This is a genomic window from Halomonas maura, assembly GCF_030409305.1.
Lineage (GTDB): Bacteria > Pseudomonadota > Gammaproteobacteria > Pseudomonadales > Halomonadaceae > Halomonas > Halomonas maura.
Map to the genome: position 1 here is coordinate 212,659 of NZ_JAUFPQ010000013.1, position 26,425 is coordinate 239,083.

24 protein-coding genes are annotated in these 26,425 nt (G+C 69.8%); 8 read left to right on the top strand and 16 right to left on the bottom strand.

From position 1 onward, the window contains the following. Positions 1-8: 8 nt before the first annotated feature. The gene (locus QWY76_RS07900; RefSeq protein WP_290310586.1) at positions 9-890 is read right to left on the bottom strand and encodes an SDR family oxidoreductase; all 882 of its coding nucleotides are present in this window, start codon (positions 888-890) and stop codon (positions 9-11) included. A 94-nt stretch (positions 891-984) separates the two neighbouring features. On the opposite strand from QWY76_RS07900, the gene QWY76_RS07905 reads away from it, so the two are divergent. Together QWY76_RS07905 and recG are read left to right on the top strand one after the other, a co-directional pair. After that, entirely contained in the window at positions 985-1,905 is a 921-nt protein-coding gene (locus QWY76_RS07905) for a hydrogen peroxide-inducible genes activator (protein ID WP_290310587.1), read from the top strand. Further along, positions 1,902-3,983 carry an ATP-dependent DNA helicase RecG gene (recG, locus tag QWY76_RS07910; protein WP_290310588.1) on the top strand — a complete coding sequence of 694 codons (2,082 nt, stop codon included), beginning with the start codon at positions 1,902-1,904 and terminating at the stop codon, positions 3,981-3,983. The genes QWY76_RS07905 and recG overlap by 4 nt, the downstream gene beginning before the upstream one ends. A 129-nt stretch (positions 3,984-4,112) precedes the next feature. Here the strand turns inward: recG and QWY76_RS07915 are convergent, their stop codons facing one another. The 3 genes from QWY76_RS07915 to QWY76_RS07925 form a co-directional block, all read right to left on the bottom strand. Continuing rightward, positions 4,113-4,469 (bottom strand): hypothetical protein, encoded by a 357-nt coding sequence (locus QWY76_RS07915; RefSeq protein ID WP_290310589.1) that lies wholly within the window; start codon positions 4,467-4,469, stop codon positions 4,113-4,115. A gap of 91 nt (positions 4,470-4,560) precedes the next feature. Continuing rightward, positions 4,561-4,875, bottom strand: coding sequence for an HU family DNA-binding protein (locus tag QWY76_RS07920; protein ID WP_263592651.1), 315 nt, complete (start codon positions 4,873-4,875; stop codon positions 4,561-4,563). 136 nt (positions 4,876-5,011) lie between these two features. After that, positions 5,012-6,172 carry an FAD-dependent oxidoreductase gene (locus tag QWY76_RS07925; RefSeq protein ID WP_290310591.1) on the bottom strand — a complete coding sequence of 387 codons (1,161 nt, stop codon included), beginning with the start codon at positions 6,170-6,172 and terminating at the stop codon, positions 5,012-5,014. Between the two features lie 176 nt (positions 6,173-6,348). Here QWY76_RS07925 and QWY76_RS07930 point away from each other — a divergent pair, with 176 nt between their 5' ends. The 4 genes from QWY76_RS07930 to phoR all read left to right on the top strand — a co-directional run bounded on the left by QWY76_RS07930 (position 6,349) and on the right by phoR (position 9,895). Then, complete coding sequence (locus QWY76_RS07930; RefSeq protein WP_290310789.1) at positions 6,349-6,825, top strand: chorismate--pyruvate lyase family protein; 477 nt, start codon at positions 6,349-6,351, stop codon at positions 6,823-6,825. A 72-nt stretch (positions 6,826-6,897) separates the two neighbouring features. Next, on the top strand, positions 6,898-7,791 hold the full coding sequence (gene ubiA, locus QWY76_RS07935; protein WP_290310790.1) for a 4-hydroxybenzoate octaprenyltransferase: 894 nt from the start codon (positions 6,898-6,900) through the stop codon (positions 7,789-7,791). Between the two features lie 93 nt (positions 7,792-7,884). Next, positions 7,885-8,574 (top strand): phosphate regulon transcriptional regulator PhoB, encoded by a 690-nt coding sequence (phoB, locus tag QWY76_RS07940; RefSeq protein ID WP_183383152.1) that lies wholly within the window; start codon positions 7,885-7,887, stop codon positions 8,572-8,574. Position 8,575: 1 nt separating this feature from the next. Further along, positions 8,576-9,895 carry a phosphate regulon sensor histidine kinase PhoR gene (gene phoR, locus QWY76_RS07945; RefSeq protein ID WP_290310592.1) on the top strand — a complete coding sequence of 440 codons (1,320 nt, stop codon included), beginning with the start codon at positions 8,576-8,578 and terminating at the stop codon, positions 9,893-9,895. A 73-nt stretch (positions 9,896-9,968) separates the two neighbouring features. Here the strand turns inward: phoR and cysZ are convergent, their stop codons facing one another. The 6 genes from cysZ to QWY76_RS07975 all read right to left on the bottom strand — a co-directional run bounded on the left by cysZ (position 9,969) and on the right by QWY76_RS07975 (position 16,183). Further along, entirely contained in the window at positions 9,969-10,718 is a 750-nt protein-coding gene (gene cysZ / locus QWY76_RS07950) for a sulfate transporter CysZ (protein WP_290310593.1), read from the bottom strand. 83 nt (positions 10,719-10,801) lie between these two features. After that, complete coding sequence (gene phoU, locus QWY76_RS07955; RefSeq protein ID WP_290310594.1) at positions 10,802-11,527, bottom strand: phosphate signaling complex protein PhoU; 726 nt, start codon at positions 11,525-11,527, stop codon at positions 10,802-10,804. Positions 11,528-11,552: 25 nt separating this feature from the next. Continuing rightward, complete coding sequence (gene pstB, locus QWY76_RS07960) at positions 11,553-12,365, bottom strand: phosphate ABC transporter ATP-binding protein PstB (RefSeq protein ID WP_290310595.1); 813 nt, start codon at positions 12,363-12,365, stop codon at positions 11,553-11,555. A gap of 28 nt (positions 12,366-12,393) precedes the next feature. Further along, entirely contained in the window at positions 12,394-13,956 is a 1,563-nt protein-coding gene (pstA, locus tag QWY76_RS07965) for a phosphate ABC transporter permease PstA (protein WP_290310596.1), read from the bottom strand. Continuing rightward, the gene (locus QWY76_RS07970; protein WP_290310791.1) at positions 13,953-15,167 is read right to left on the bottom strand and encodes an ABC transporter permease subunit; all 1,215 of its coding nucleotides are present in this window, start codon (positions 15,165-15,167) and stop codon (positions 13,953-13,955) included. Before QWY76_RS07970 ends, pstA begins: the two co-directional genes overlap by 4 nt. A gap of 71 nt (positions 15,168-15,238) precedes the next feature. After that, positions 15,239-16,183, bottom strand: a complete 945-nt coding sequence (locus QWY76_RS07975) for a phosphate ABC transporter substrate-binding protein (protein WP_290310597.1) — start codon at positions 16,181-16,183, stop codon at positions 15,239-15,241. 157 nt (positions 16,184-16,340) lie between these two features. Here QWY76_RS07975 and QWY76_RS07980 point away from each other — a divergent pair, with 157 nt between their 5' ends. Then, a complete protein-coding gene (locus QWY76_RS07980; RefSeq protein ID WP_290310598.1) occupies positions 16,341-16,748 on the top strand; it encodes an acyl-CoA thioesterase in 408 nt (135 codons plus the stop codon). Between the two features lie 55 nt (positions 16,749-16,803). On the opposite strand, the gene QWY76_RS07985 is transcribed toward QWY76_RS07980, so the two are convergent. From QWY76_RS07985 to hexR, 3 genes are all read right to left on the bottom strand, one after another. Next, positions 16,804-17,892 carry a TRAP transporter substrate-binding protein gene (locus QWY76_RS07985; RefSeq protein WP_290310599.1) on the bottom strand — a complete coding sequence of 363 codons (1,089 nt, stop codon included), beginning with the start codon at positions 17,890-17,892 and terminating at the stop codon, positions 16,804-16,806. 349 nt (positions 17,893-18,241) lie between these two features. Continuing rightward, positions 18,242-20,446, bottom strand: a complete 2,205-nt coding sequence (gene uvrD, locus QWY76_RS07990; protein ID WP_290310601.1) for a DNA helicase II — start codon at positions 20,444-20,446, stop codon at positions 18,242-18,244. Positions 20,447-20,612: 166 nt separating this feature from the next. Then, positions 20,613-21,476, bottom strand: coding sequence for a transcriptional regulator HexR (hexR, locus tag QWY76_RS07995; RefSeq protein WP_290310602.1), 864 nt, complete (start codon positions 21,474-21,476; stop codon positions 20,613-20,615). A 262-nt stretch (positions 21,477-21,738) separates the two neighbouring features. Between hexR and QWY76_RS08000 the strand changes: the two genes are divergently transcribed. Further along, a complete protein-coding gene (locus tag QWY76_RS08000; protein WP_290310603.1) occupies positions 21,739-21,954 on the top strand; it encodes a PA3496 family putative envelope integrity protein in 216 nt (71 codons plus the stop codon). A 91-nt stretch (positions 21,955-22,045) separates the two neighbouring features. Here the strand turns inward: QWY76_RS08000 and QWY76_RS08005 are convergent, their stop codons facing one another. The 3 genes from QWY76_RS08005 to glmS all read right to left on the bottom strand — a co-directional run bounded on the left by QWY76_RS08005 (position 22,046) and on the right by glmS (position 26,420). Continuing rightward, complete coding sequence (locus tag QWY76_RS08005) at positions 22,046-23,392, bottom strand: sodium-dependent transporter (protein ID WP_435388971.1); 1,347 nt, start codon at positions 23,390-23,392, stop codon at positions 22,046-22,048. A 326-nt stretch (positions 23,393-23,718) separates the two neighbouring features. Next, positions 23,719-24,591 (bottom strand): DUF72 domain-containing protein, encoded by an 873-nt coding sequence (locus QWY76_RS08010; RefSeq protein ID WP_494337405.1) that lies wholly within the window; start codon positions 24,589-24,591, stop codon positions 23,719-23,721. Then, positions 24,588-26,420, bottom strand: a complete 1,833-nt coding sequence (gene glmS / locus QWY76_RS08015) for a glutamine--fructose-6-phosphate transaminase (isomerizing) (protein ID WP_290310604.1) — start codon at positions 26,418-26,420, stop codon at positions 24,588-24,590. Before glmS ends, QWY76_RS08010 begins: the two co-directional genes overlap by 4 nt. Between the last annotated feature and the right edge of the window lie 5 nt (positions 26,421-26,425).

Below are 26,425 nucleotides of genomic sequence, written 5' to 3' on the forward strand. Positions count from 1 at the left end.
ACGCCGCCCTAGCTCAGCGCCGGATCGGTGGGCAGGAAGCCGCCCTCGCGCAGCACCTGGGCGTAGCCTTCCCGGTAGGTGGGGTAGCGGAAGCGATAGCCACTCTCGAGCAGGCGGCGGTTGTCGCAGCGCTTGCTGGCCCGGCGGCGCAGCGGCGACTGGATGGTCTCGGTGGCCTCGACCTTGAGCTGCCCGGCCAGCCAGGTCATCACCTCGTGGAGCGGCGTGGGCTCGCAGTCGCTGGCCAGGTACAGCTCGTCGAGCGACTCGCCGGCCAGCGCCAGGCCGATCAGGTGGGCCAGCACGCCGGCGCAGTCATCGCGATGGATGCGGTTGGAGTACATGGCCGGGGTCGCCGCGGCGATGCGGCCCTCGCCGACCTGACGGATCAGCCGGTCGCGGCCGGGGCCGTAGATGCCCGAGAAGCGCACCACGGTGCCCGGCAAGGCATGCTCGAACAGCGCCTGCTCGGCCTCGCGCATCAGCAGGCCCGAGAAGCCCGCGGAGTCGGCGGGGCTGGTCTCGTCCACGACCTCGCCGTCCTGCTGGGCATAGACGCTGGTGGAGGAGACGAAGAAGACGTGCTTCGGCGCGTGCTGGCGGCCGGCATACTCGGCCAGCACCGCCCTGAGGCCATCCGGGTAGGCCGCCCGATAGGCGTCCTCATCGAAGTGGTCGGCACTGACCACATAGACCAGCAGGTCGGCATCCGGCAGCTCGGCGAGCGCCGCGGCATCGCCCAGGTCCGCGGCGCGCCCCTCGATGCCGCTGCCGGCCAGCTTGTCGGCGTGCCGCCGCACGCCGACCACCCGATGGCCGGCCGCCAGCAGCTCGCGGCCCAGCGTCGTCCCGATATCACCACAGCCCAGAATCAGCGTCGTGTTCTTCACCTTTCCTTCGCCCCCTGATAAAAAGTCCCTATCGGATGAGGGTGCCCTTATCGTGGGGCCCGTGACGCACATTAGAGGATGCCCCGGCACCAAGATGACTCTAACAGAACTCCGCTACATCGTAACCCTGGCCCAGGAGCGCCATTTCGGGCGCGCCGCCGAGCGGTGCTTCGTGTCCCAGCCCACCCTCTCGGTGGCGGTGAAGAAGCTCGAGGAGGAGCTGGGGGTGGCGCTGTTCGAGCGCTCCAAGTCCACCGTCCAGGTCACGCCACTCGGCGAGAAGATCGTCGAGCAGGCCCAGCGCGTGCTGGAACAGAGCAGCGTGATCAAGGAGCTGGCCACCGCCGGGCGCGACCAGCTGGCGAGCCCGCTGCGCATCGGCGCCATCTACACCATCGGTCCCTACCTGTTTCCCCACCTGGTGCCCGAGCTCACCCGCGGGGCGCCCCAGATGCCGCTGTACATCGAGGAGGGCTTCACCGGCGACCTGCGGCGCAAGCTGCGCAGCGGCGAGCTCGACGCCATCATCGTGGCGCTGCCCTTCACCGAGACCGACGTGGTCACCAAGCCGCTCTACGAGGAGGCCTTCGAGGTGCTGATGCCGGCCGACCACGCCTGGGCCAGCCGCCAGAGCATCGACAAGGAGAACCTGCTCGAGGAGCGCCTGCTGCTGCTCGGCGAGGGCCACTGCTTCCGCGACCAGATCCTCGAGGCCTGCCCGGCCATCAGCCACAAGCTCAACAGTCCCCACAACACCCTCACCGCCGAGGGCGGCTCGCTGGAGACCATCCGCCACATGGTGGCCTCGCGCCTCGGCATCACCGTGCTGCCGCGGTCGGCCATCGGCACCAGCCACTACGAGAGTGGCCTGCTGGTCAGCCGTCCCTTCTCCGCGCCGGCCCCCGGGCGGACCGTGGCCATCGCCTGGCGCGCGAGCTTCCCCCGTCCCCAGGCCATCGATGCGGTGACCGAGGCCATCCAGCGCTGTCGCGCGGCCGAGCCGTCCCCGGCATGAGTGGCCTCGACGCCCCCGTCACGGACCTCAAGGGCGTCGGCGAGGCGCTGGCCCTGAAACTGTCCCGGTTGCGCATCGAGACCGTCACCGACCTGCTGTTCCACCTGCCGTTGCGCTACCAGGACCGCACCCATGTCACGCCCATCGCCACCCTGCGCGCCGGCGGCGAGGCGGTGGTGGAGGGCGAGGTGATGGCCGCCGAGGTGGTGCGCGGCCGGCGACGCAGCCTGCTGGTGCGCCTGCGCGACGGTTCCGGCATCCTCAGCCTGCGCTTCTTCCACTTCTCGCCGGCCCAGCAGCAGCAGTTCCGCCCGGGCGTGCGGGTGCGCGCCTTCGGCGAGGCCCGGGCCGGCGCCACCGGACTCGAGCTCTACCATCCCGAGTATCGGCTGCTGGGCGAAGGGGCGCCGCCGGTGGAGGATCACCTGACGCCCATCTACCCGACCACCGAGGGCCTGCACCAGACCCGCCTGCGCGCCCTGATCGACCAGGCCCTGGCGCGCCTCGACGCCGCCCCCGAGGCCCTGCCGGAATGGCTGCCCGAGGCCCTGCGCCAGCGCTTCGCCCTGCCCGAACTCCACCATTGCCTGAGCGTGCTGCACCATCCGCCGCCGGAGGTCGACCCGGGCGCCCTCGCCGAGGGCCACCACCCCGCCACCCGGCGGCTGGCGCTGGAGGAGTTGCTGGCCCACCAGCTGAGCCTGCGGGAGGTACGCCTGCGCATCCAGGAAGACGGTGCCCCGCCATTGCCCGATGGCCGCGGGCTGCAGGCCCGCTTCCTCACCCAGCTGCCCTTCTCGCTGACCGCCGCCCAGCGTCGGGTGCTCGACGAGATCCGCGCCGACCTGGCCGACGAGAGGCCCATGCTGCGCCTGGTGCAGGGCGACGTCGGCTCGGGCAAGACGGTGGTGGCCGCCATGGCGGCGCTGTCGGCCATCGCCGGCGGCTGCCAGGCGGCCATGATGGCGCCCACCGAGCTCCTCGCCGAACAGCACTACCGCGCCTTCCAGCGCTGGTTCGCGCCGCTCGGCATCGAGGTGGCCTGGCTGGCCGGCAAGCTCAAGGGCAAGGCCCGGCTGGATACCAAGGCGGCGATCCTCGACGGTCGGGCGCAGATGGTGGTCGGGACCCATGCGCTGTTCCAGGGCGACGTGCACTTCCAGCGCCTGGGCCTGGCGATCATCGACGAGCAGCACCGCTTCGGCGTCCACCAGCGCCTGGCGCTGCGCGAGAAGGGCGAGGCCGGCGGCCTGACCCCTCACCAGCTGGTGATGACCGCCACGCCCATCCCGCGCACCCTGGCGATGAGCGCCTACGCCGACCTGGATGTCTCGGTGATCGACGAGCTGCCCCCGGGCCGCACCCCGGTGACCACGGCGGTGGTGCCCGACGAGCGCCGCCCCGAGGTGGTGGCCCGGATCCGCCATGCCTGTGCCGAGGGCCGCCAGGCCTATTGGGTGTGCACCCTGATCGAGGAGTCCGAGGCCCTGCAGTGCCAGGCGGCGGAGGCCACCCGCGACGAGCTGGGGGAAGCCCTGCCCGAGCTCGCCATCGGCCTGGTGCATGGCCGCATGAAGGCCGCCGAGAAGGCGGCGGTGATGGACGCCTTCAAGGAGGGGGCACTCGACCTGCTGGTGGCCACCACGGTGATCGAGGTCGGCGTCGATGTGCCCAACGCCAGCCTGATGATCATCGAGAATCCCGAGCGTCTCGGCCTGTCGCAGCTGCACCAGCTGCGGGGCCGCGTGGGCCGCGGTGCCACCGCAAGCTTCTGCGTGCTGCTCTACCATCCGCCGCTGTCGGAGCCCTCGCGGCGACGACTGACGGTGATGCGCGAGACCACGGACGGCTTTCGCATCGCCGAGCAGGACCTGGCGATCCGCGGTCCCGGCGAGGTACTGGGCACCCGCCAGACGGGACTGGCGGCCATGAAGATCGCCGACCTGGAGCGCGATGCCGACCTGCTGCCCTCGGTGTCACCACTGGCCGAGGCGCTGCTGGCCACCCGGCCGGAGGCCAGCCGCCCGCTGATCCGCCGCTGGCTCGGCGAGGCGGCGGGCCGCTACGGGCAGGTCTGACGAAGAGGGAAGAGGGAAGAGGGAAGAGGGAAGAGGGAAGAGGGAAGACAGGCTACGCGGTTTTCTTCCTTCTTCAAGGCGCGAAGCGCCGTTCTTCCTTCTTGAAGCGGCATAGCCGCGTTCTTCCCCTTACAGGTCCTTGAGCAGGCTCTGCAGCTTCTGCAGGTCGCCGGCATCGCCGACCAGGCGCACCCTGCCGGCCATCATGCCGTCGAGGAAGGCCTTCTGGGTGGGTTTCCTGAGCACCCGCACGGCCCCATCGACATCCTCGAAGCGCAGTTCCAGGTCGAGGTCCACCGGCAGGCCAGGCCCCGTCTCGATCCCGGCAGGCGACATGCGGTAGTAGCGGGCGATGGCCAGGTCCTCCGTGGCGATTCCCCAGTCGAGGCGGCGCATCTCGGCCAGTCGGTCACGGAACCGTGCCTTGCGGCGTAACGCTCGCTTGAGCAGCACGCCCAGTACCCACAGCATCAATCGCAGCTTCATCGGTGCCCATCCGGGAAAGGTCAGCGGGAGGAAAGCGGGCAGAACGTCCGCGGCCCGCCCATGGGGCGGGCCGCAGCGGGTCCGGCAGGCCTTACTTGGCGACGGCGTCCTTGAGGCCCTTGCCCGGCTTGAAGGCCACGGTCTTGCTGGCCGGAATGGTCAATGGCTGGCCGGTCTGGGGGTTCTTGCCGGTGCGAGCGGCCCGCTCGCGCACGGTGAAGGTGCCGAAGCCGATCAGCGAGACATCCTTGCCATCGGAGACACTGCCCGTGATCTCGTCGAGAATGACATTCAGGACCTGGCTGGCCTTGTCCTTGGATAGATCGGCACGCTCGGCGATCGCCGCGGCGAGTTCTGGTTTGCGCATACAGCCCTCCTGGTTTCGATGAGCTACCGGTGATCCCACCGGCTCGTTGTTCTTCACGGGAAACCCGTGACTGCCCCACTCGCATGCGGCCTGGGGAGCGACATGCGGATGACGCCCTGATGCAACGCGACTCACTAGCGTCCCGGCGACACGTGACGCCATCGTGTTGACGTCACTAGCCTAGCAACGGCGGTGCAACCCGCGCCAGTTCGACTTTCCGACGTACGCAGGCGCCTGTCAACGCGAATCCGATCAAACGACCGTCCTCATCCTCGGCGAGGGCGGTCCGGTCCTGTCCCGCCCCCTCGAGGCGCCAGCGGGCGGGGGTCACGAGGGGCGGCAGCGACACCACCGGCAGCAGCGGCGTCTTGACCAGCACCGGCCAGGGCCCATAGCGCACCGGCGTGGGCGTGCCGGCCAGGGTCCTGGCCAGGGCCTTGGCGCCGGCCTGCAGCGGCTGGACATACATGGCATTGAGGCCATCGACGCAGGCCACATCGCCCAGCGCGAAGACGCCGGGGGCCGAAGTGGCCAGCAGGCGGTCGGTGTGGATGCCCGCCGGGCCGACCTCCAGCCCGGCGGCTGCGGCCAACGCGCTGCGCGGCTGCAGGCCGGTGGCCACCAGCACCAGGTCGGCCTCCAGGCTCGCACCATCGTCCAGCCCCAGCCCCACGCGGCGGCCGCGGTCCATCAGCGCACACACGGTGCGCCCCGTATGCAACCGCATGCCGGCCGCGACGAAGGCCTCGCCCAGGGCTTGGCCCAGCGGTTCCGGCAGCAGCCGTGGCAGGGGGGCCGGCTCCGGGGCGACCAGCTCGACCGCATGGCCGCCGGCGGCCAGGTCGTTGGCGAACTCGCAACCGACCAGGCCGATGCCGACGATGGCGATCCGCGCCGGCCGCCCCAGGGCAGCCAGCGCCCCATGGAAGCCTCGGTAGTCGTCGAGATCGTTGATGGTGAAGACCCGCTCCGCCACGGCCTCGGGAATCGCGAAGGGCGCGACCGGCGCGGCCCCGGTGGCCAGCACCAGCTCCCCGTAGGGCAGACGCTCGGCGCCGAGGGTCAGGGTCCGCGCCTGCGCATCCAGGGCCTCGACCCGACTATGGGTGCGCATCACCACCCCCAACTGGTCGGCCACCTCGAGGGCGGAGCGGCTGGCCAGGCGTGCGGGGGGCAGCCGCTTGGCGAAGCCGGTGGAGAGCAGTGGCTTGGAGTAGTCGTCACCCGCGTCGGCGGTGATCAGGGTGATCGGCCGCTCGGCCTGGCCGGCACGCACCTGGCGTGCCAGGCCGAGACCGGCCATGCCGGAGCCGATGATGGTCAGGGGAGCGCTCATGGGGTGCCTCGCTGCGAGGGTCGCGACGGCCCGCCCTGGGACGGGCCGCCACCGGATGGCGTATCGGCGAGCCATGGTACACTAGCCGCCCTTTGGATTGGACGCGGAGTAGAGCGGTGGATCACGGCCCGGCACTCGCCCCCCGATGGCGCCCCCTGGCGGCGGCACGCCCGGCCATGAGCCCCGCCTGGTGGCACTGGGTCGCCTCCCGCGATTCCCTTACCAGCCGCCTGACCGAGGCCGGCCAACCCTGGCGCTTCCGGGTCCGCCTGCTCGGCCAGGGCCTCGGTCGTCCCCGCCGCGACGAGGCCCTGGCCCTGGGCCTGCCGCTGGGTCGGCGGGCCTGGCTGCGCGAGGTGGCGCTGACCCTGGACGATCGCCCCTGGGTGATCGCCCGCTCGGTGGCGCCGCTGGACCAGCCACACGGCCGGCGGCTCGAGCGCCTCGGCGAGCGCTCGCTGGGCCACTGGCTGTTCCGCCAGCCCGACCTGGAGCGCGGCCCCATCGAGGTCAGCGCCGACTCCGCCCCCTTCCATCCTAACACTGGCCCCTGGGGACGCCGCTCGGTGTTCCGCCATGGCGGCTTCGCCGTGCTGGTGCAGGAGTTCTTCCTGGAGGCCATGGCGGATGACCTCGCCCTGCCTTCACGGTAGGCTTGGGCGGCACGTGTCGGGAGGCGCTCCGCCCCTGGCACCGGCCCCGATCGACCCATGCGAGAGACCCTGATGGACCGTACCCTGATGCGCCCCAGGGGGCTGGCCCGGCTCCCCGACTTCCTGCAGCTGACCCGCCTCGACCGCCCCATCGGCACCTGGCTGCTGATGTGGCCCACCCTGTGGGCGCTGTGGGTGGCCGCGGACGGCCTCCCCGAACGCCGGCTGCTGCTGATCTTCGTGGCCGGCGTCTACCTGATGCGCGCCGCGGGCTGCGTGGTCAACGACTACGCCGACCGCCATTTCGACGGCCACGTCGAGCGCACCCGGGACCGCCCGCTGGCCAACGGCCGCATCGCCGAGGGCGAGGCCCAGGGCTTGTTCGCGATCCTGGTCATGGCCGCCTTCGTGCTGGTGTGGTTCACCAACCTCTTCACCGTGATGCTGTCCCTGGTGGGGGTGGCGCTCGCCGCCGTCTATCCGTTCATGAAGCGCTATACGCACCTGCCCCAGGTGGTGCTGGGGGCGGCCTTCTCCTGGGCCATCCCCATGGCCTTCGGGGCGGTGCTCGGCCAGGTTCCCGCGGAGGCCTGGCTGCTGTTCGCCGCCAACCTGGCCTGGACGGTGGCCTACGACACCGAATACGCCATGGTCGACCGGGACGACGACCTGAAGATCGGCATCAAGTCCACGGCGGTGCTGTTCGGCCGCGCCGACCGGCTGATGATCGGCGCGCTGCAGGCCGTGACCCTGGCCCTGCTGGCCTGGACCGGGCTGCGCCTCGGCCTCGGTGGCTTCTTCTGGCTGGGACTCGCCGCCATGGCGACCACCTTCGTCCACCAGCAACGGCTGATTCGCCATCGCCAACGCGAGCGCTGCTTCCGGGCCTTCCTCAACAACCACTGGTCGGGGCTGCTGGTGTTCGCCGGCATCGCCCTCAGCCTGTGGCCGGGACAGGGCGGCTGATGGGGGCGACAGCCCGGCGCTGTCACGGTATTGTCACAGGGACATGCTGTCATCTTCACCGACCTGTCATTGACCTGACCATGAGGCCCCGGGATGACCGCCAAGACCGTACTGATCGTCGATGATGAAGCGCCGATCCGCGAAATGATCGCCGTGGCGCTGGAAATGGCCGACTATCGCGTGCTCGAGGCGGACAATGCCCAGAGCGCCCATGCCATGGTCGTCGACCACCAGCCCGACCTGGTACTGCTCGACTGGATGATGCCGGGCACCAGCGGCATCGAACTCGCTCGGCGCCTGAAGCGCGAGGAGAGCACCGCCGAACTGCCGATCATCATGCTCACCGCCAAGGGCGAGGAGGACAACAAGATCCAGGGACTCGAGTCCGGAGCGGACGACTACATCACCAAGCCCTTCTCGCCCCGGGAGCTGGTGGCTCGCCTCAAGGCCGTGCTGCGCCGGGCCACCCCCCGCGGCGTGGAGGACCCGGTGGAGGTCGACGGCCTGATGCTCGACCCGGTCAGCCACCGGGTCAGCGTCGACGGCCAGTCCCTGGAAATCGGCCCCACCGAATACCGGCTGCTGCAGTTCTTCATGACCCACCAGGAGCGCGCCTACACCCGCGGACAGCTGCTCGACCAGGTCTGGGGCGGCAACGTCTACGTCGAGGAACGCACCGTCGACGTGCACATCCGCCGCCTGCGCAAGGCCCTGGGCGAGCCCCACCAGCAGCTGATCCAGACCGTGCGCGGCACGGGCTACCGCTTCTCCGCCAAGGGCTGACGTGACCCGGCTGTGGCGACGGGAACTGTGGCGGCTGGCGGCCCTGGTGCTCGCCGGCGGCCTGGTCGGCTGGCCCTTCTCGACCATCGGCGCCGGCGTGGCGGTGGCGCTGGCGTGCTACCTCGGCTACCAGCTGCTCCAGCTGCATGCCCTCCAGCAGTGGCTGACGCACCATCCGCATGACGAGCCGCCGTCGGCCTCCGGCCTGTGGGGCGAACTGTTCGACCGCCTCTACCGCTACCAGAAGGGCCAGCGCATCACCCAGCGGCGGCTGCGCGACACCCTGCGGCGCATCCAGGAATCCTCGGAGGCGATGCGCGACAGCGTGGTGATGCTCGACCGCCACGGCGACATGGAATGGTGGAACAGCGCCGCCGAGCGCATGCTGGGCCTGCAGCCGGCCCATGACCGCGGCCAGCACATCACCAACCTGCTGCGCGATCCGCGCTTCGTCGACTACCTGCATGCCCGGGACTATCGCGAGCCCCTGACCCTCTCGTCGCCGATCGACGAGCAGATGATCCTGCAGTTCCAGATCACCCTCTACGGCGACGACGAACGCCTGCTGATGGCCCGCGACATCACCCGGCTCCACCGCCTGGAGCAGATGCGCCGCGACTTCGTGGCCAACGTCTCCCACGAGCTGCGCACCCCGCTGACGGTGCTGGCGGGCTATCTCGAGACCTACGGCGACATGGCCGACCAGCTGCCGCCGCGCCTGGGACGGGGCATCGCCCAGATGCAGAGCCAGACCACGCGGATGCAGAACCTGGTCAACGACCTGCTGCTGCTGTCGCGCCTGGAGATCGACCAGGGCGGCCAGGACGACACCCGCCTCGACCCCGCCACCCTGCTGGAGGCGGTGCGCCGCGATGCCGAGGCGCTCTCCACCGGGCGTCACCATCTCGAGGTGGCCATCGAGGACCCGCGGGGCTTGCTGGGCTCGGAGAAGGAAATCCACAGCGCCGTCTCCAACCTGGCCTTCAATGCCGTGCGCTACGCCGGCGAGGGCAGCCGGATCGTGCTGCGCTGGCGGGCCTGGGGCGAGGGCGCCTGCCTGGAGGTGGAGGACGACGGCGAGGGCATCGACCCGCTGCACATCCCGCGCCTCACCGAGCGCTTCTACCGCGTCGACAAGGGGCGCAGCACCGCCACCGGCGGCACCGGCCTGGGACTGGCCATCGTCAAGCACGTGCTGCTGCGCCACGACGCCCGCCTCGCGATCGACTCCCGTCCCGGCGAGGGGGCCACCTTCCGCTGCCTGTTTCCCGCCGCCCGGCTGGTCGATGGCCAGCCACAACCGGCCTCGCAGCGCGCCTGACCGGGCACGATGATGCGGGTCGGCACGCTCACCGCCTGCGGCAAGGGGCCCGCCACCCGCGCGGCCGGGTGGCTCAGCGGGGCCGAGGCGGGGCCGCCTGGCCGAGCGGCGCGAGGGCGCGGTAGTGGCGATCCCACATCAGTACCGCGGCGGCTACCGCGCCGGGCAGCAGGAACAGGTTGGCCAGCGGCAGCCAGGTGATCAGCATCACCCAGCCGCCGTAGCTGAGTGTCGGCCAGCGCCGCGCGGCGAGACGCCGTCGCATGTCGCGGAAGCTCACCCGGTTGTTGTCCATGGGGTAGTCGAGGTAGGTGATGGCCATGGTCCAGGCCGAGAACAGCGCCCAGAGCAGCGGCGCGACCAGATTCACCACCGGGATCCAGCTGATCACGAAGAGCACCGCCATGCGCGGCAGGATATAGCCCAGCTTGACCAGCTCACGCCCCAGGGCATCGACGCCGGCGCGCAGCACGCCGCGATCGTCCAGCGGCGGCCGGCCGGTCAGCTCGCACTCGACCCGCTCCGCCAGGAAGCCATAGAAGGGCGCGGCGATCAGGTGGGTCACCAGGGTGAAGGTGAAGAACACGATCACCACCAGGCTGACCAGGAACAGCGGCCAGATCAGCCACGACAGCCAGTCGAGCCAGCCCGGCACCATGGCCATCCAGCCCTCCAGCCAGCCGCCGAAATGGGCCAGCACGTAGGCCAGCATGCCGGCGTAGACCAGCAGGTTGGCGAGGATCGGCAGGAACACGTAGCGGCGCAGTCCCCGGGAGTAGACCAGTCGGGTCCCCCGGGACAGCGCCGTGAAGGCATCCAGCATCGGTGTCATTTCCTCCATCACGACGAAAGGGGCCGTCGCCAGGGGCGACGGCCCGTCCAGGAACAGCGGGCGTCGGGGGCGGTTCAGCCCTCGCCGAGCATGTCCTGGTCGAGATCATCCGGGTCCGTGTGGCGGATGTCGAGCCCCTTGACCAGGTAGACCACATACTCGGCCAGGTTGTTGGCGTGGTCGCCGATACGCTCCAGGGCGCGCAGGATCCACATGATGCTGAGGACCGGCGAGATCGCCCGGGCATCCTCCATCATGAAGGTCATCAGCGAGCGCATGGCGGTCTGATACTCGCTGTCGACCTGGTCATCTTCCTGCACCACCTTCAGTGCCAGCTCGGTGTCGAAGCGGGCGAAGGCGGTCAGGGCATCGCGCACCATCTTGCGCACGTGTTCGCTGATGATGCGCACCTCGACGAAACCGCGGGTGCCGTTGTTGCTCTCGATCAGCTCCCCGGCGTTGCGGGCGATCTTGCTGGCCTCGTCGCCGATGCGCTCCAGGTCGGAGGCGGCACGGATCACCGCCAATACCAGGCGCAGGTCCGAGGCCGCGGGCTGGCGTCGCGCCAGCACGCGGGTGCACTCGTCATCGATCTTGATCTGCATGTCGTTGACGGCACGGTCGTTGTCGACCACCTGCCCGGCCAGGGTGGAGTCCCCATCGAGCAGGGCCCTGACGGCATCCTGCACCTGCTTCTCGACCAGGCCGCCCATGGCCATCAGGTGGGTCTTGAGCTCCTCGAGCTCATGATTGAACTGCCGCGAGATATGCTGGCTGTGGATATCGCTGGTGATGTCCATGAGACTCTCCTGGGGGCGCAGGGCGTCAGGCCATGCGTCCGGTGATGTAATTCTCGGTGCGCGCGAGGCGCGGGTTGGTGAAGAGGGTATCGGTGGGGGCATACTCCACCAGCTCGCCGTTGTGCAGGAAGGCGGTGTAGTCCGAGACCCGCGCCGCCTGCTGCATGTTGTGGGTGACCAGCACCAGGGTCAGGCTCGCCTTCAGGTTGCGGATCAGCTCCTCGACCTTGAGGGTCGAGATCGGGTCCAGGGCCGAGGCCGGCTCGTCCAGCAGCAGCACCTCCGGTCCCACCGCCAGGGTACGGGCGATCACCAGGCGCTGCTGCTGGCCCCCCGACAGCGACCAGGCGGAGGCCCGCAGCCGGTCCTTCACCTCGTCCCACAGCGCCGCGGAGCGCAGCGCCCACTCGACGATATCGTCGCGGCGCCGCTTGCTCAGCCCGCCCTGCAGGCGCAACCCGAAGGCCACGTTGTCGTAGATCGACATGGGGAAGGGGTTGGGCGCCTGGAAGACCATCCCCACCCGACGACGCAGTTCCGCCACCGCCACCTCGGGCGCATGGATATCCCGACCCTCGAGGCGGATCTCGCCCTGCTGCACCACTTCCTCGTTGAGATCGTGCAGGCGATTGAGGGCCCGCAGCAGGGTCGACTTGCCGCAGCCCGATGGCCCGATGAAGGCCGTGACCCGATGCCGCGGTACCCGCAGCGTCAGGTCGTTGAGGGCCGGCTTGTCGCCATAGCGCAAGCCGAAGCCACGAATCTCCAGGCTGGTGGCCTCGGGCTCGAAGTCGATGAACGCTCCCCGGGCGGGGCGCGCCTCCCGCATGACTGGCATCAGGGCTCCTTGGGGCGACGACAGCACCTCAATACGAGGAGAGAGTACCGTGGCGCGATCTCAGATGATGGCGCAGAAATATTGCAGTCAGGTTAAGCATCAGGATCACCAGCACCAACAGCAATGCCGTGGCGTAGATCAGCGGCAAGGCCGCCTGGACATCGCCACCGTGAAAGGCCGCATCGAAGATATGGTATCCCAGATGCATGAACTTCCTCTCAAGATGCAGGAAGGGGAAGTCGCCGTCCACCGGTACCTGGGGCGCCAGCTTGGCCACGCCGACCAGCATCAGCGGCGCCACCTCCCCGGCCGCCCGCGCCACCGCCAGGATCACCCCGGTGAGCATGGCCGGCATGGCCATGGGCAGCACCACCCGGGTCAGCATCTCCAGGCGGGTCGCCCCCAGCGCCAGGGCCCCCTCGCGCTGGCGGTGGGGAATGCGCGCCAGGCCCTCCTCGGTGGCCACGATGACCACCGGCAGGGTCAGCAGTGCCAGGGTCAACGACGCCCACAGCAACCCCCCGGTGCCGAAGGTCGGCGAGGGCAGCGAGGCCTCGAAGAACCAGCTGTCCAGGTGCCCGCCGATGCCATAGACGAACACCCCCAGCCCGAACACGCCGTAGACGATCGAAGGCACCCCGGCGAGATTGCGCACCCCGATGCGCACCAGCCGAGTCAGGCGTCCCTGGTGGGCCACCTCGTTGAGGTACACCGCCGCCAGGACCCCGAAGGGCGTGACCAGCAGCGACATCAGCATCACCATCAGCACGGTGCCGAAGATCGCCGGCCACACGCCGCCGGCGGTATTGGCGGCCCGCTGCCCCTCGGAGAGGAAACGCCACACGCCCTGTCCCCAGGCGGCGAGCTTGTCGAGATTCGACATGGCGTTGGGGCGCCGGGCCCGCACGACCTCCTCCAGGGGCTCGATCGAGTGCTGCCCGGACACGCTCTCGAGCACCAGGCTGGCGCCGCCCAGGGACGCGCGCAACGCCCCGATCCGGGCCTCGGCCGCCGCCAGTGCCCGCGTGACCTCGGCGCTCTCGCCCTCGCGCTCCAGGCGCCGCACCAGCGGCCGGATGGTCTGCTCGCGAAGCCGACGGATCGCCTCGCGGCGCGCCTCCAGCGCCACCAGGCGGGCCTCGAGGGCCGACCAGGCCGCCTCGCCCTCGAGGCGAGGGCCCGCCTCGGGCTCGAGGGCCACCAGCCTGCCGATGAACTCCCCCCAGCGCCGGCGCTCCAGCACCAGCAGCTCGCGTGGATAGCTCACCTCGTGGATCGCCGCCAGGGCCACCCAGTCCCAGATCGCCCCGTCCAGGTCGCGGTTGCCGGTGCGGTACAGCCGCTCACGCCCGCTGCCGTCGGGCAGGGGTTCCTCCCTCACCGCCCGCCCGGCCAGCTGTCGACCGTCTTCCAGCGTCACCAGGGCGACATCCCCGGGCCAGAAGTGGCCCAGCCCACGGCTCAGCAGCAGCCCCAGCAGCAGGGCCAGCAGCAGCAGCGACAGCGCCACGCTGCCGGCGGACAGCCAGGCCCAGGGCCCCTCGCCGCGGGGCAGGCGGGCGCGCGCCGTGTCGCGACGCCGCCACCTCATGACGGACCTCCCAGGCGGCGATAGCGACGGCGCAGCCGGGTCCGGACCACCTCGGCCAGGGTATTCACCAGGAAGGTGAAGGCGAACAGCAGCAACGCCGCCAACAGCAGCAGGCGATAGTGGGTGCCCCCCGGCGCGGCCTCCGGCAGCTCGATGGCGATGCTGGCCGCCATGGAACGCAGGCCGTCCAGGGGGTTGGCGGTCATCAGGGCGGTGTTGCCGCTGGCCATCAGCACGATCATGGTCTCGCCGACCGCCCGGCCGGCGCCGATCATCACCGCCGACAGTACCCCGGGGCTGGCCGCCGGCAGCATCACCCGCCACAGGGTCTGCCAGCGGGTCGCGCCCAGGGCCTGGGCGCCCTCGGCGAGGCTTCTCGGTACCCCGGAGAGGGCATCCTCGGCCAGGGCATAGATGCTGGGCACGACCGCGAAGCCCATGGCCATGCCGACGATCACCGCGTTGCGGCTGGCATAGTCCAGCCCCAGGGTGACCTCCAGCCAGGCCCGCAGATCGCCAGCGAACCACTGGCTCTCGAGGAGCGGCCCCAGCCACTGGGCCAGGCCCCAGGTCAGCACCAGCCAGGGCATCAGCCACAGGGCCGCCCAGCCCAACGGCAGGCGTCGCTGCAGCCGAGCCGGCAGCTGACGCCACAGCCCGCCGGCCAGCAGCAAGCCGGGCGGCACCAGCAGCAACAGCGCCAGGGCCAGGGCCAGGTGACGTTCCAGCCAGGGCGCCAGCGCCAGGCCGGCGACGAAGCCGATGACCACCCCGGGCAGGGCCTCCATCAGCTCGAGGGTGGGCCGCAGGCGAGCCCGCAGGCGACGCGACATGAACAGCGCCGAGTGGGCCGCGGCCCCCAGGGCCAGCGGCACGGCGATCACCAGCGACCAGGCCGCCGCCTCCAGGGTGCCCCAGACCAGGGGGGGCAGGCTGAACAGCGGGCCGCCGTCGTCGGCCAGCGTGGGCTGCCAGCGATACGCCGGGGCATCCAGCCCCGCCACGTCCTGGGGTAGCCACAGCGCCTCGAGGCGGATCCGTGGCGGCTCGGCGGGCCAGAACAGCGGCACCACCTCGACCACCAGAAAGACCGCGATGCCCATCACCGCGGCGATCACGCCGATGCCCCCGGCGGTGATCAGCGCGGTGGCCAGGCGGTCGCGGCCCTGGCGCAGGCGCTGTCGCATGGTCGAGGTCGGAGGGGTTGGCATCATGGGGCCCTTGCCGGGATGGGGGAGCTAGCGGAAAAGTACGACATTGTCATGACAGTCGCGTGACAGCGTCACGGCGGCGCGAGTCCCAGCCGGCGCCGCTGTCGCGACACCACGGCCTCGGGCAGCGAGACGAAGCCGAGCTCCTCGACGACCGCCTGCCCCTCGGCGGACAGCACCAGGTCGACGAAGGCCTGCTCGGCGGCGGGCAGCGACTCTCCCGGCGGCAGGTTCACGTAGAGGCGCAGGTCACGGGCCAGCGGATAGTCGCCGCGGCGCACCGCGGCGGGCTCCGGGGCCCGGCGCACGCCTTTGGCATCGCGCAGGGGCACCGGCCGGACACTGGGCGTCAGGTGGTTGAGGCCCGCGTAGCCGATGGCCTGGGGGTCCGCGGCCACCGCCGCCACCACCGCGGCCGACCCGGGATGCTCGTTGACCGAGGGCCGGAAGCGGCCGCCGCACAGGGCCTCCCGGCGGAACAGCCCATGGGTGCCGGAGACGGCGTTGCGTCCGTGCAGCACGATGCGCCCGGGCGGCACCGCGAGCCCCAGCGCCGCCCAGCGGCGGATGCCGCCCGCGGCCCCGCAACGGTCGGTCTCCGAGAAGATGGCGTCGAGCTGCCGCCGGGAGAGGCTCGACAGCGGATTGTGCCGATGCACCACCACCACCAGGGCGTCCCGGGCCACCACCACTTCCCGCGGCGGGTAGCCGTAGCGCGCCACGAAGGCCTGGCGCTCGGCCTCGGTCATGGGGCGTGACATGGGGCCCAACAGGGTGGTGCCCGCGGTGAGGGCCGGCGGCGCGCTGGCCGAGCCGCTGGCCTGCAGCTGGACCCGCATCCCCGGATGCCGGCGGGCGAGGCGCTCGCCCCAGCGCAGCATCAGGCCCGCCATGGTATCCGAGCCGACGGTATCCAGGGTCCCGGTGCGATGCTCCGCCTGCGCGGGGCCGGCGAGCAGCCCGACCACGATCAACAGCGCGGCCCAGAGTGTTGAAGCGCGATAGGCCCGTGTCATGCGTCCTCCAGGGGAACCGGGCGAAGGCCCGCGTTGCGTGGCATGATGTCGCAAAGGTGGAGCCCCCGGGGCCGAGCCGTATATCATGAATTGCCTATCCAGGGGCCCGCGGCACCCTCGCGACACCGCCCACAACAACAAGCCAGGAAAGCTCCCCATGACCGATCTCGACGATATCCCGGCGCCCCGGGGCCAGTTGACGCTCAAGCTGGTGGCGAGCCGCCAGGACACCAACTTCCATGGCGACATCCCCGGCGGCTGGCTGGTCGGCCACATGGATCAGGCGGCCGAGCTGGCCGCCGGCCGCGAGGCGCTCGGCCGCACGGCCACCGTGGCCATCGAGGCGATGGACTTCCTGTGTCCGGTGCGTGTGGGCTCCATGGTCAACATCTTCACCGAAGTCCGCGAGATCGGCCACAGCTCGATCAAGATCGACGTGGAGGTCTGGAGCCGCGCCCCCCAGGAGCGCGACCCCGACGAACTGCACAAGGTGACCGAGGCACGCTTCGTGATGGTCGCCCTGGACGACAACGGCCGGATCCGCGCGGTACGCCAGGGCGGCTGATCCGCTTCCTCCAGGAGTGGCCGCGCGCGGCCATCCCTGCTCGATTCATGATGCCTCAGCCGGCCAGGCGGTCCCGCGCCTTCAGATAGGCGAACTCGCCGACGTCGGTGAACGGCCTGACCTTCTGCTGGAAGTCGCGATAGGCCTCGTACACCCGGCGCGACGCCTCGTCGCTCTCGACCTGCTGCTGAAGGACCCGCCGTGACGAGTCGTGCAGCGCCGCCATGACGTCATCGGGGAAGGCGCGCAACTGCACGCCGTGCTCGTCGACCAGGGTCTTCAGCGCCTCGGCATTGCGATAGGCGTACTCGCTGATCATCGCCAGGTTGGAGGCGCGGGCCGCCTCGCTCACCACCGCCTTCAGGTCGTCCGGGAGGGCCTTCCAGGCCTCCAGGTTGACGGTGCCCTCGAGGATCGCGCTGGGCTCGTTCCAGGCCGAGGTGTAGTAGTACTCCGCCACCTGGTGCAGGCCGAAGGCCAGGTCGTTGTAGGGCCCGACCCAGTCGGCGGCATCCAGCACCCCGGTCTGCATGGAGGTGAAGATCTCGCTGCCCGGGATGGTCAGGGTGGTCACGCCGATGCCGCTCATCGCCTCGCCGGCCAGCCCCGGCAGGCGCAGCTTGAGTCCCTGCATGTCCTCCAGGGAGTTGATCTCCTTCTTGAACCAGCCGGCCATCTGGGTGCCGGTGTTGCCCACCGCGAAGGGCTTGAGGTTGTGCCCGGCGTAGAGCTCGTCCCACAACGCCTGGCCGCCGCCATGGTAGAGCCAGGCGTTGGTCTCGGTGGTGGTCATGCCGAAGGGCACCGCGGTGAAGAACTGCGCGGCCGCGACCTTGCCGCGCCAGTAGTAGGACGCGGAATGGCCCATCTCCGCGGTGCCGCCGGACACCGCGTCGAAGACCTCCAGGGCCGGGACCATCTCGCCGGCGCCGTGGACCCGGACCCGCATGCGGCCTCCGGACATCCGCTCGATGCGTTCGGCGAACTCGTTGGCGCCGGTGCCCAGGGCGGGGAAGTTCTTGGGCCAGGACGTCACCATGTTCCAGGTGATGGGCTCCTGGGCGCCGGCGGTGGAGACGAAGGGCGCGGCGACGACACCGGCGGTGCCGGCCCCGACGGTCTTGAGAAAATGGCGACGTTCCATGGCGGGCGCGACTCCTCGATGATTGTTGTGCGGCGCGCCGAGGGGCACGCCTGTTCCTTCTGCAGTATGCGTGAAAGCCGATTTCAGCGGCAAGCGAACGACCGCCTGGCGCATTGCCCCTTTCAGCCGCCCTCAACAGCAAGCGCTGATGCATGTCGTGAGCGCTGAGCGGTGGGGCGTCGAGTGCCACAATGACCCAGGGTTTCCTACGCTTTGTCTGAAAACTGCCTGCGCTCGCCCATCCGGCGTTAAAAAACGGCTCAAAGTACTCATTTACACCGCGTAAACTCCGTCTTTTCTCCGATTTTTGCCTTGTCTGGCCATCGCTCGTCGACTTTTCAGACAAAGCTTAGAGCGGCGTCAGCTTGGCGAAGCCCACGACCAGCCACTTGTCCCCCTCGCCCTCGAAGCTGACCTGGACCCGGGCCCGCTCGCCCTCGCCCTCGGCATTGAGGATCACCCCCTCGCCGAAGATCGGATGGCTGACCCGCTGGCCCAGCGACAGCGACGGCAGGTCGCCGCCCCCCTCGACACCTGCCTGCCGTAACCCCGGCGTGGGGCGGGAGGCAGTGACCGGGCGCGAGATCTGGCCGCGCAGGCGCACCTCCTCGAGGTATTCCTCGGGCAGCTCGCGCAGGAAGCGCGACGGCCGCTGGAAGGTCTCCTTGCCATGCAGCCGGCGCAGCTCGGCGTGGGTGAGGTAGAGCTTGCGCATCGCCCGGGTCAGGCCCACGTAGCACAGCCGGCGCTCCTCCTCGAGGCGCCCGGGCTCCTCCAGGGACATCTTGTGGGGGAAGAGCCCCTCCTCGACGCCGGCGACGAACACCACCGGGAACTCCAGGCCCTTGGCCGAGTGCAGGGTCATCAACTGCACGCAATCCTCGAACTCGTCCGCCTCATGGTCGCCGGCATTCAGCGCCGCCTCGGCGAGGAAGGCCTCCAGGGCCACCGCGCCCTCGCCGGCCTCCACCGGCGCCGGGGCCTCGCCCTGGGTGAAGGCCTTGGCGGCGGTGACCAGCTCCTCGAGGTTCTCGACCCTGGCCTGGCCCTTCTCGCCCCGCTCGTTGCGATGGTGCTCCACCAGGCCGGAGCGCTCGTTGACGTGGTCGATGATCTCGTGGAGCGCCAGGCCGGCGGTCTCGTTGTCGAGCCGCTCGATGAGATCGGCGAAGGCCTTCACCGAGGTGGCGGCCCGCCCCCGCAGGCCGCCGTCCAGCGGGGCATCGTGCAGGGCCTGCCAGAGCGAAACGCCGGCATGCCGCGCCCGCTCGCGCAGCACCTCCACGGTGCGGGTGCCGATGCCCCGGGCCGGCACGTTGATCACTCGCTCCAGCGAGGCGTCGTCGTCGCGGTTGAGCAGCAGGCGCAGGTAGGCCAGGGCATTCTTGATCTCCAGGCGCTCGTAGAAGCGCTGGCCGCCATAGATCCGGTAGGGCACGCCCTGGCGGATCAGCGTCTCCTCGAGCACCCGGGACTGGGCATTGGAACGGTAGAGGATGGCGATCTCGCGACGGTTGATGCCCTCCTCGACCTTCTCGCGGATGGTGTCGACGATGAAGCGCGACTCGTCGAGGTCATTGAAGCCGCTGTAGACCGAGATCGGCTCGCCCCGCTCGCCGGCGGTCCACAGCTCCTTGCCCATGCGCTCGGCGTTGTGGCGGATCAGGGCGTTGGCGGCATCGAGGATGGCGCTGGTGGAGCGGTAGTTCTGCTCCAGGCGCACCGTCCGGGTGGCCGGGAACTCCTGCTCGAAGCGGCGGATGTTCTCGATCCGCGCGCCGCGCCAGCCGTAGATCGACTGGTCGTCGTCGCCGACCACGGTCATCGGCGTCGTCATGCCGGTGAGCAGCTTGAGCCAGGCGTACTGCAGGGTGTTGGTGTCCTGGAACTCGTCGACCAGCACATGGCCGAAGCGCTCCTGGTAATGGGCCAGCAGCGCCGGGTTGTCACGCAGCAGCTCGAGGCTCCTGAGCAGCAGCTCACCGAAGTCGACCAGGCCGCCGCGCTCGCAGGTCAGCTGGTAGCGCTCGTAGAGCTCGACCATCTGGCCCAGGTAGGCGTCGCCATGCGCATCCACCTGATGGGGGCGCAGGCCCTCCTCCTTGCAGCCGGAGATGAAGGACTGCACCTGGCGCGGCGGGAAGCGCTCGTCGTCGATGCGATGATCCTTCAGCAAACGCTTGATCAGGCGAAGCTGATCGTCACTGTCGATGATCTGGAAGTGCTGGGGCAGGCGGGCATCCTGCCAGTGGGTGCGCAGCAGGCGATGGGCGATGGAGTGGAAGGTGCCGACCCAGACGTGACGCAGCGAGATGCCCAACAAGGCCTCCAGGCGGGTGCGCATCTCGCGGGCGGCCTTGTTGGTGAAGGTCACCGCCAGCACGGCATAGGGCGAGAGCCCCTCGGCCTGCATCAGCCAGGCGATGCGGTGCACCAGCACCCGGGTCTTGCCCGACCCCGCGCCGGCCAGTACCAGCATGTTGCCCTGAGGCGCACTGACGGCCTCGCGCTGGGCCGGGTTCATGTGGTCGAGAATCGCCGTGACGTCGTCCATAGCGGGAAGGCATCGCTGCTTGGAAAATGGGCCGACAGCTTAGCATATCGCACCCGGCGGAGCCGGAAGCTCGAAGCCCGACGGCCGCATGTGGCCAGCCAGGCTAGGGGTCAGGGGGGATCTTCACGCTTCCGGCGTAACGCTTATGGCTCCCGGCGCAGCCGGGTCAGGGCTTGCCTTCCTGCTCGGGGAAGCGCAGCGGGTTGAGGCTCTTCTTCACCGCCTTGAGCTGCTCGGCGAGCTTCGGGCCACGGGTCTTGGCCACGCCGACCGCCAGGACGTCGATCAGCACCAGGTGGGCGATGCGCGAGCTCATCGGCGTGTAGATCTCGGTGTCCTCGTGGACGTCGATGTACAGCGGCAGGGTGACCTCCTCGGCCAGCGGCGAGCCGCTGGGGCACAGGCCGATCACCGTGGCACCGGTCTCCCTGGCCATGCGCACGCTGGCCACCAGCGCCCGGGTCCGCCCGGTCTGGGAGATGGCCACCACCACGTCGCCTTCCTTGAGGGTCGCCGCCGACATGTTCTGCATGTGCGGGTCGGCATAGGCCGCCGTGGAGATCTGCAGGCGGAAGAACTTGTGCTGGGCATCGAAGGCCACCGCCCCGGAGGCGCCGAAGCCGTAGAACTCCACCCGGTTGGCCATGCCCAGGGCGTTGATCGCCTTGCTCAGCGCCTCGTTGTCCAGTCGGTCGCGCACCGACAGCAGGGTACCGACGGTGGAGTCGAAGATGCTGTGGGAGAATTCGGCTACCGAGTCGCTGTCGTTCATGGAGAACTGGGCGAACTGGCTCCCGGTGGCCAGCATCTGTGCCATCTTGAGCTTGAAGTCCTGGAAGCCGTTGCAGCCCAGGGCCCGGCAGAAGCGCACCACCGTGGGCTCGCTGACCTTGGCCTCGGTGGCCAGGTCGACGATGCGCATGTGGATCACTTCGTCGGGGTTACGCAGCACGAAACGCGCCACCTTCTGCTCGGAGCGACGGAAGTGCTCCATGCGGCGTCTCATCTCATCGAACAGGCCAAGGCTCACGCGGCACTCCTTGTCGGCGAATCACGGCGCGCTCGCTCGGCGCGCCACGCGACTCAGCGGGTTATGACCACAGTATGCCCCATACGGGCCCTCGAGGGGGACTCTCGCCTGCCCTCGCCTCCCCGTCCGGAGGCGGAGGCGCTCGCCAAGGAACGTTGGCACCCTGACGGTCATCATTCTGTCAAGTGCGGTATAGTATGAATTGCAGTGTCGCGCAGCGTCCCCGATGCCGGCACCCTCACTGCAGACAGGAGAGTCGATCATGCGCAATGTCGAACGGTTAACCTCCGTCAAGAGCGAGCTTCTCGACATCTTCATGAGCATGGAAGTCGCCGAACACGAACAGCGCTCCCGCACCGCGGCGCAGCGCAACCTGCGGGCCCGGCGGGGCATCGAGCTCCACGAGGAGTTCAAGCGCCTCAGCCAGGACATCGCCGAGCTGCCGGAGGACGAGGCGAGCGAGGACGAGATGCACTGACCTCGACCGCTCCGGCCCGCTCCCCCGGACATGCAGAGCCCCGCCGCAGCGGGGCTCCAGGGGGCTTTCCCCCGACGGTCGCCGGCCTGCCCTACAGGCTGGAGACGAACACCACCGCCACGCCGATGGGGGCGATGAAGCGGGTCACCAGGTGCCAGAGGCCGGCAGCGGTGCCCGACAGCCCCAGTTCCCTGGCCACCTCATGGCGATCCAGCTGCCAGGCGGTGAACAGGATCACCCCCAGCCCGGTCAGCGGCAGCATGAACTTGCTGGTCAGCTTGTCGAGCAGGTCGAAGACGTTCAGGCCGAACAGCAGCGGGTCGCTCCACAGGTTGAACGACAGCAGCGCCGCGATGCCCAGCCCCCAGGCGGCCACGCCGGCCACCAGGGTGGAGGCCACGCGGGACAGCGGGGTGCGCTCCTCGACGAACTCCACCACCGGCTCGAGCAGCGAGATGGCCGAGGTCAGGGCGGCGAAGGTCAGCAGCAGGAAGAACATCAGGCCGACGATGATGCCGCCCCCCATCTGGCCGAAGGCCAGCGGCAGGGTGACGAAGATCAGGCCCGGGCCGGAGGCCAGGTCGAGATCATTGGCGAAGACGATCGGGAAGATCGCCAGGCCGGCGCCCAGGGCGATGACGGTGTCCATGATCACCACGGTGCGGGCGGTCTTGAGCAGGTCGACCTCCTGGCCCAGGTAGGAGCCGTAGGCCATCATGATGCCCATGCCCAGCGACAGGGTGAAGAAGGCATGGCCCAGGGCCGCCAGCACGGTCTCGCCGGACAGCGCGCTCCAGTCCGGGTTGAACAGGTAGCCCAGTGCCTGGCCGAAGTGGCCGGTGGTCATGCCGTAGCCGACCAGCACCACCATCAGCACACCCAGCGCCGGCATCAGGGTGCGCACGGCACCTTCCAGGCCCTTGGTCACGCCGCGCGCCACGATGCCGATGACCAGCAGCATGAACACCGAATGACCGGCCAGCAGCAAGCCGGGACTGGCCAGCATGGCGTTGAACAGCGCGCCGATGCCGTCGGCGTCCTGGCCGCTGAAGGCGCCGGTGACCGAGTTCAGGGTGTAGTACAGTGACCAGCCGCCGATCACGCTGTAGAAGGACAGGATCAGGAAGGCGCCGAGGATCCCGCTGATGCCGACCAGCATCCAGGCCCGCGGACGACCGGCGCGCTTGGCCAGGTCGGCCATGGCGTTTGCCGGGTTATTCTGGCCGCGGCGGCCGATCAGCCATTCGGCCACCAGGATCGGCAGGCCGATCAGGCCGATGCACAGCAGGTAGACCAGCACGAAGGCCGCCCCGCCGCTCTCCCCCACCATGTAGGGAAACTTCCAGATGTTGCCCAGGCCGACCGCGGACCCCGTCGCCGCGAGGATGAAGGCCAGCCGGGACGACCAGTGCGCATGTTGCTGTTGCTTGATGGACATAAATCACCCTGATGGTACGTGTCGTCATCGATCGATCGGATGCGATGACGGCGTTGTGGTTGTAGTCGCCACGTCCGCGCCACCCCGGATCACGGGATGGTGCATTCAAGGGCATCACGAATGCCGAGCAGGATCGCTGCCGAGGCAACGCTTCCGCCTGCCTGGTGGCGGCGGAAACCTCATGGAGGGATACACGCTGGATCACGCGGGATAGGCGTGAAACTCCGCAATATCCGATGGCAAGTGACGATCGAGCCGTAAAAGTATCCGATCATACGCTTGATGGCCAGCCATCGGCACGAAACTGTCCGGCGCCTCGAGGACGATCAGAACAGCCGCGTCTGTCGCTCGCCGGCGAAGGCCGGCAAGGCGGGGAGATGGGCCTCGGCCGCCAGATCCCGATAGAGCCGTCGGGCCAGCTCGGGCGCCTGGCGGTTGTCGGCGGTATGCACAAGGAGGAAAGGGGTTTTCCCCTGTTTTATCCACAGGGCGAGGCGCTCGATCCAGGGCGCGAAATAGCGGATATTGATCGCCGCGTCAACATGTCCGATGAAACGCACCACCGGATGATTCGCCGTGGAAAGCACGTGTAATGGACGTTTCGGCTTTTCCCCCTGGGCCTGGCGCAGGCCGGGGTGGCCGCCGGCCGGGGTGGAGAACAGCGGCCTGACGTCGAGCATGACGCGATTCACGCCATGACTTATCAACAACCTGTTGAGCGCCGTCTCGGCCGCCCCCTTGTGGAAGAAACCCCTGTGCCGTACCTCCACGGCACAGGCGATCGCCCTCGGCCAGCGGGACAGCAGGGCGTCCAGCTGGGGCAGTTCGTCGGCGCCGAAGTCCCGGGGCAGCTGGACCATCACCGGGCCCAGGCGATCCCGCAGGGGCGCCAGGGTTTCCAGGAAGGCCTCCAGCTCCGGGGCCACCCCGACCAGGCGGCGCTCGTGGGTCAGCCGCGCCGGCAGCTTGAAGCAGAAACGGAAGGCCGCGGGCGCCTGACGCGACCAGGCGGCCACGGTCTCCGGCCGCGGGGCGCCGCTGTAGAAGGTGGTATTGCCCTCCACGGCGGAGAACACCCGGGCATAGTCGGCCAGGTACCCGTCGCCGCCGGCGTGCGGCGGATAGAGGCCGCCGCGCCAGTCGGGATTGGCCCACATCGGCAGGCCGAGGTGCAGGGGCGGGGTGTCCGCCGCGCTCACTCCACCGTCACGGACTTGGCCAGGTTGCGCGGCTGGTCCACGTCGGTGCCCTTGAGAACCGCCACATGGTAGGAGAGCAGCTGCAGCGGCAGGGTATAGAGGATCGGCGCCAGCGCCTCGTGCACATGGGGCAGGCGCAGCACATGGACCCCCTCCTCCTCGGCCAGGCCCACCTCGGCGTCGGCGAAGACGAACAGCTCGCCGCCCCGGGCCCGCACCTCCTGGAGGTTGGACTTGAGCTTGTCGAGCAGCTCGTCGTTGGGGGCCACCGAGATCACCGGCATCTCGCTGTCGACCAGGGCCAGCGGCCCGTGCTTGAGCTCGCCGGCCGGGTAGGCCTCGGCATGGATGTAGGAGATCTCCTTGAGCTTCAGGGCCCCCTCCAGGGCGATGGGGAAGTGCGCGCCGCGCCCCAGGAAGAGGGCATGGTGCTTCTCGCCGAAGGCCGTGGACAGCGCCTCGATGGCCGGGTCCAGGGACAGCACGCGCCGCACCAGCGCCGGCAGGCCGCGCAGGGCCTCGACCAGGCTGGCCTGCTCGTCGGGGTCCTGGCCGCGTACCCGGCCCAGCGCCAGGGTGAGCAGCATCAGCGCGGTGAGCTGGGTGGTGAAGGCCTTGGTCGAGGCCACCCCGATCTCCGGCCCCGCCTGGGTCATCAGCGTCAGGTCGGACTCCCGCACCAGGGAGCTGCCCGGCACGTTGCAGATCGCCAGGCTGCCCAGGTAGCCGCGGCCCTTGGCGAAGCGCAGGGCCGCCAGGGTGTCGGCGGTCTCGCCGGACTGCGACAGGGTGACGAAGAGCGTGCCCTCGGGGACCACCACCTGGCGATAGCGGTACTCCGAGGCCACCTCGACCTGCACGGGAACGCCCGCATAGCGCTCCAGCCAGTAGCGGGCCACCAGGCCGGCATGGAAGCTAGTCCCGCAGGCCACCAGGTGGATCTGCCTGACACCCGCGAACAGCGACTCGGCCTGGGGGCCGAAGCTCTCCACCAGCACGCTGCGATCGCCCAGGCGCCCCTCCAGGGCCGCGGCGATTACCGCCGGCTGCTCGTGGATCTCCTTGAGCATGAAGTGGCGATACTCGCCCTTGCTGGCGGCACCATCGCCGTGCTCGAAGGTCTGGATCTCCCGGGTCACCGGGGTCCCCGCGGCATCGAGGATGGTGATCGCTCCGCCGGCGGCGAGGCGCACCACGTCACCCTCCTCCAGGTAGATGAAGCGGTCGGTGACGCGCAGCAAGGCCAGCGGGTCGGAGGCCAGGAAGGCCTCCTCGATCCCCACGCCCACCACCAGCGGGCTGCCCTTGCGCGCCCCGATCACCACGTCCGGCTCGTCGGCATGGATCACGCCCAGGGCATAGGCCCCGTCGAGACGCGCCAGCACGCGCTGCACCGCGCCGAGCAGGTCGCCCTGACGCGCCTCGCGCTCGAGCAGGTGCGCCACCACCTCGGTATCGGTCTCGGAGGCGAAGGTGTAGCCGTCGGCCTCGAGCTCGTCGCGCAGAGCCTCGTGGTTCTCGATGATGCCGTTGTGCACCACCGCCAGGCGCTCCCCGGACTGGTGGGGGTGGGCATTGGCCTCGCTGGGCCGGCCGTGGGTCGCCCAGCGGGTGTGGGCGATGCCGCTGTGGCCGGCCAGGGGGGCGGCGGCGAGCCTGTCCTCGAGGGCCGCCACCTTGCCCAGCGCGCGGCAGCGCTGCAACCGACCGTCGCCGGCCCGGATGGCCATGCCCGCCGAGTCATAGCCGCGGTATTCCAGGCGCTTGAGGCCCTCGAGCAGGATGCCCTGGACGTTGCGCTGGGCGACAGCGCCGACGATTCCACACATGCCGT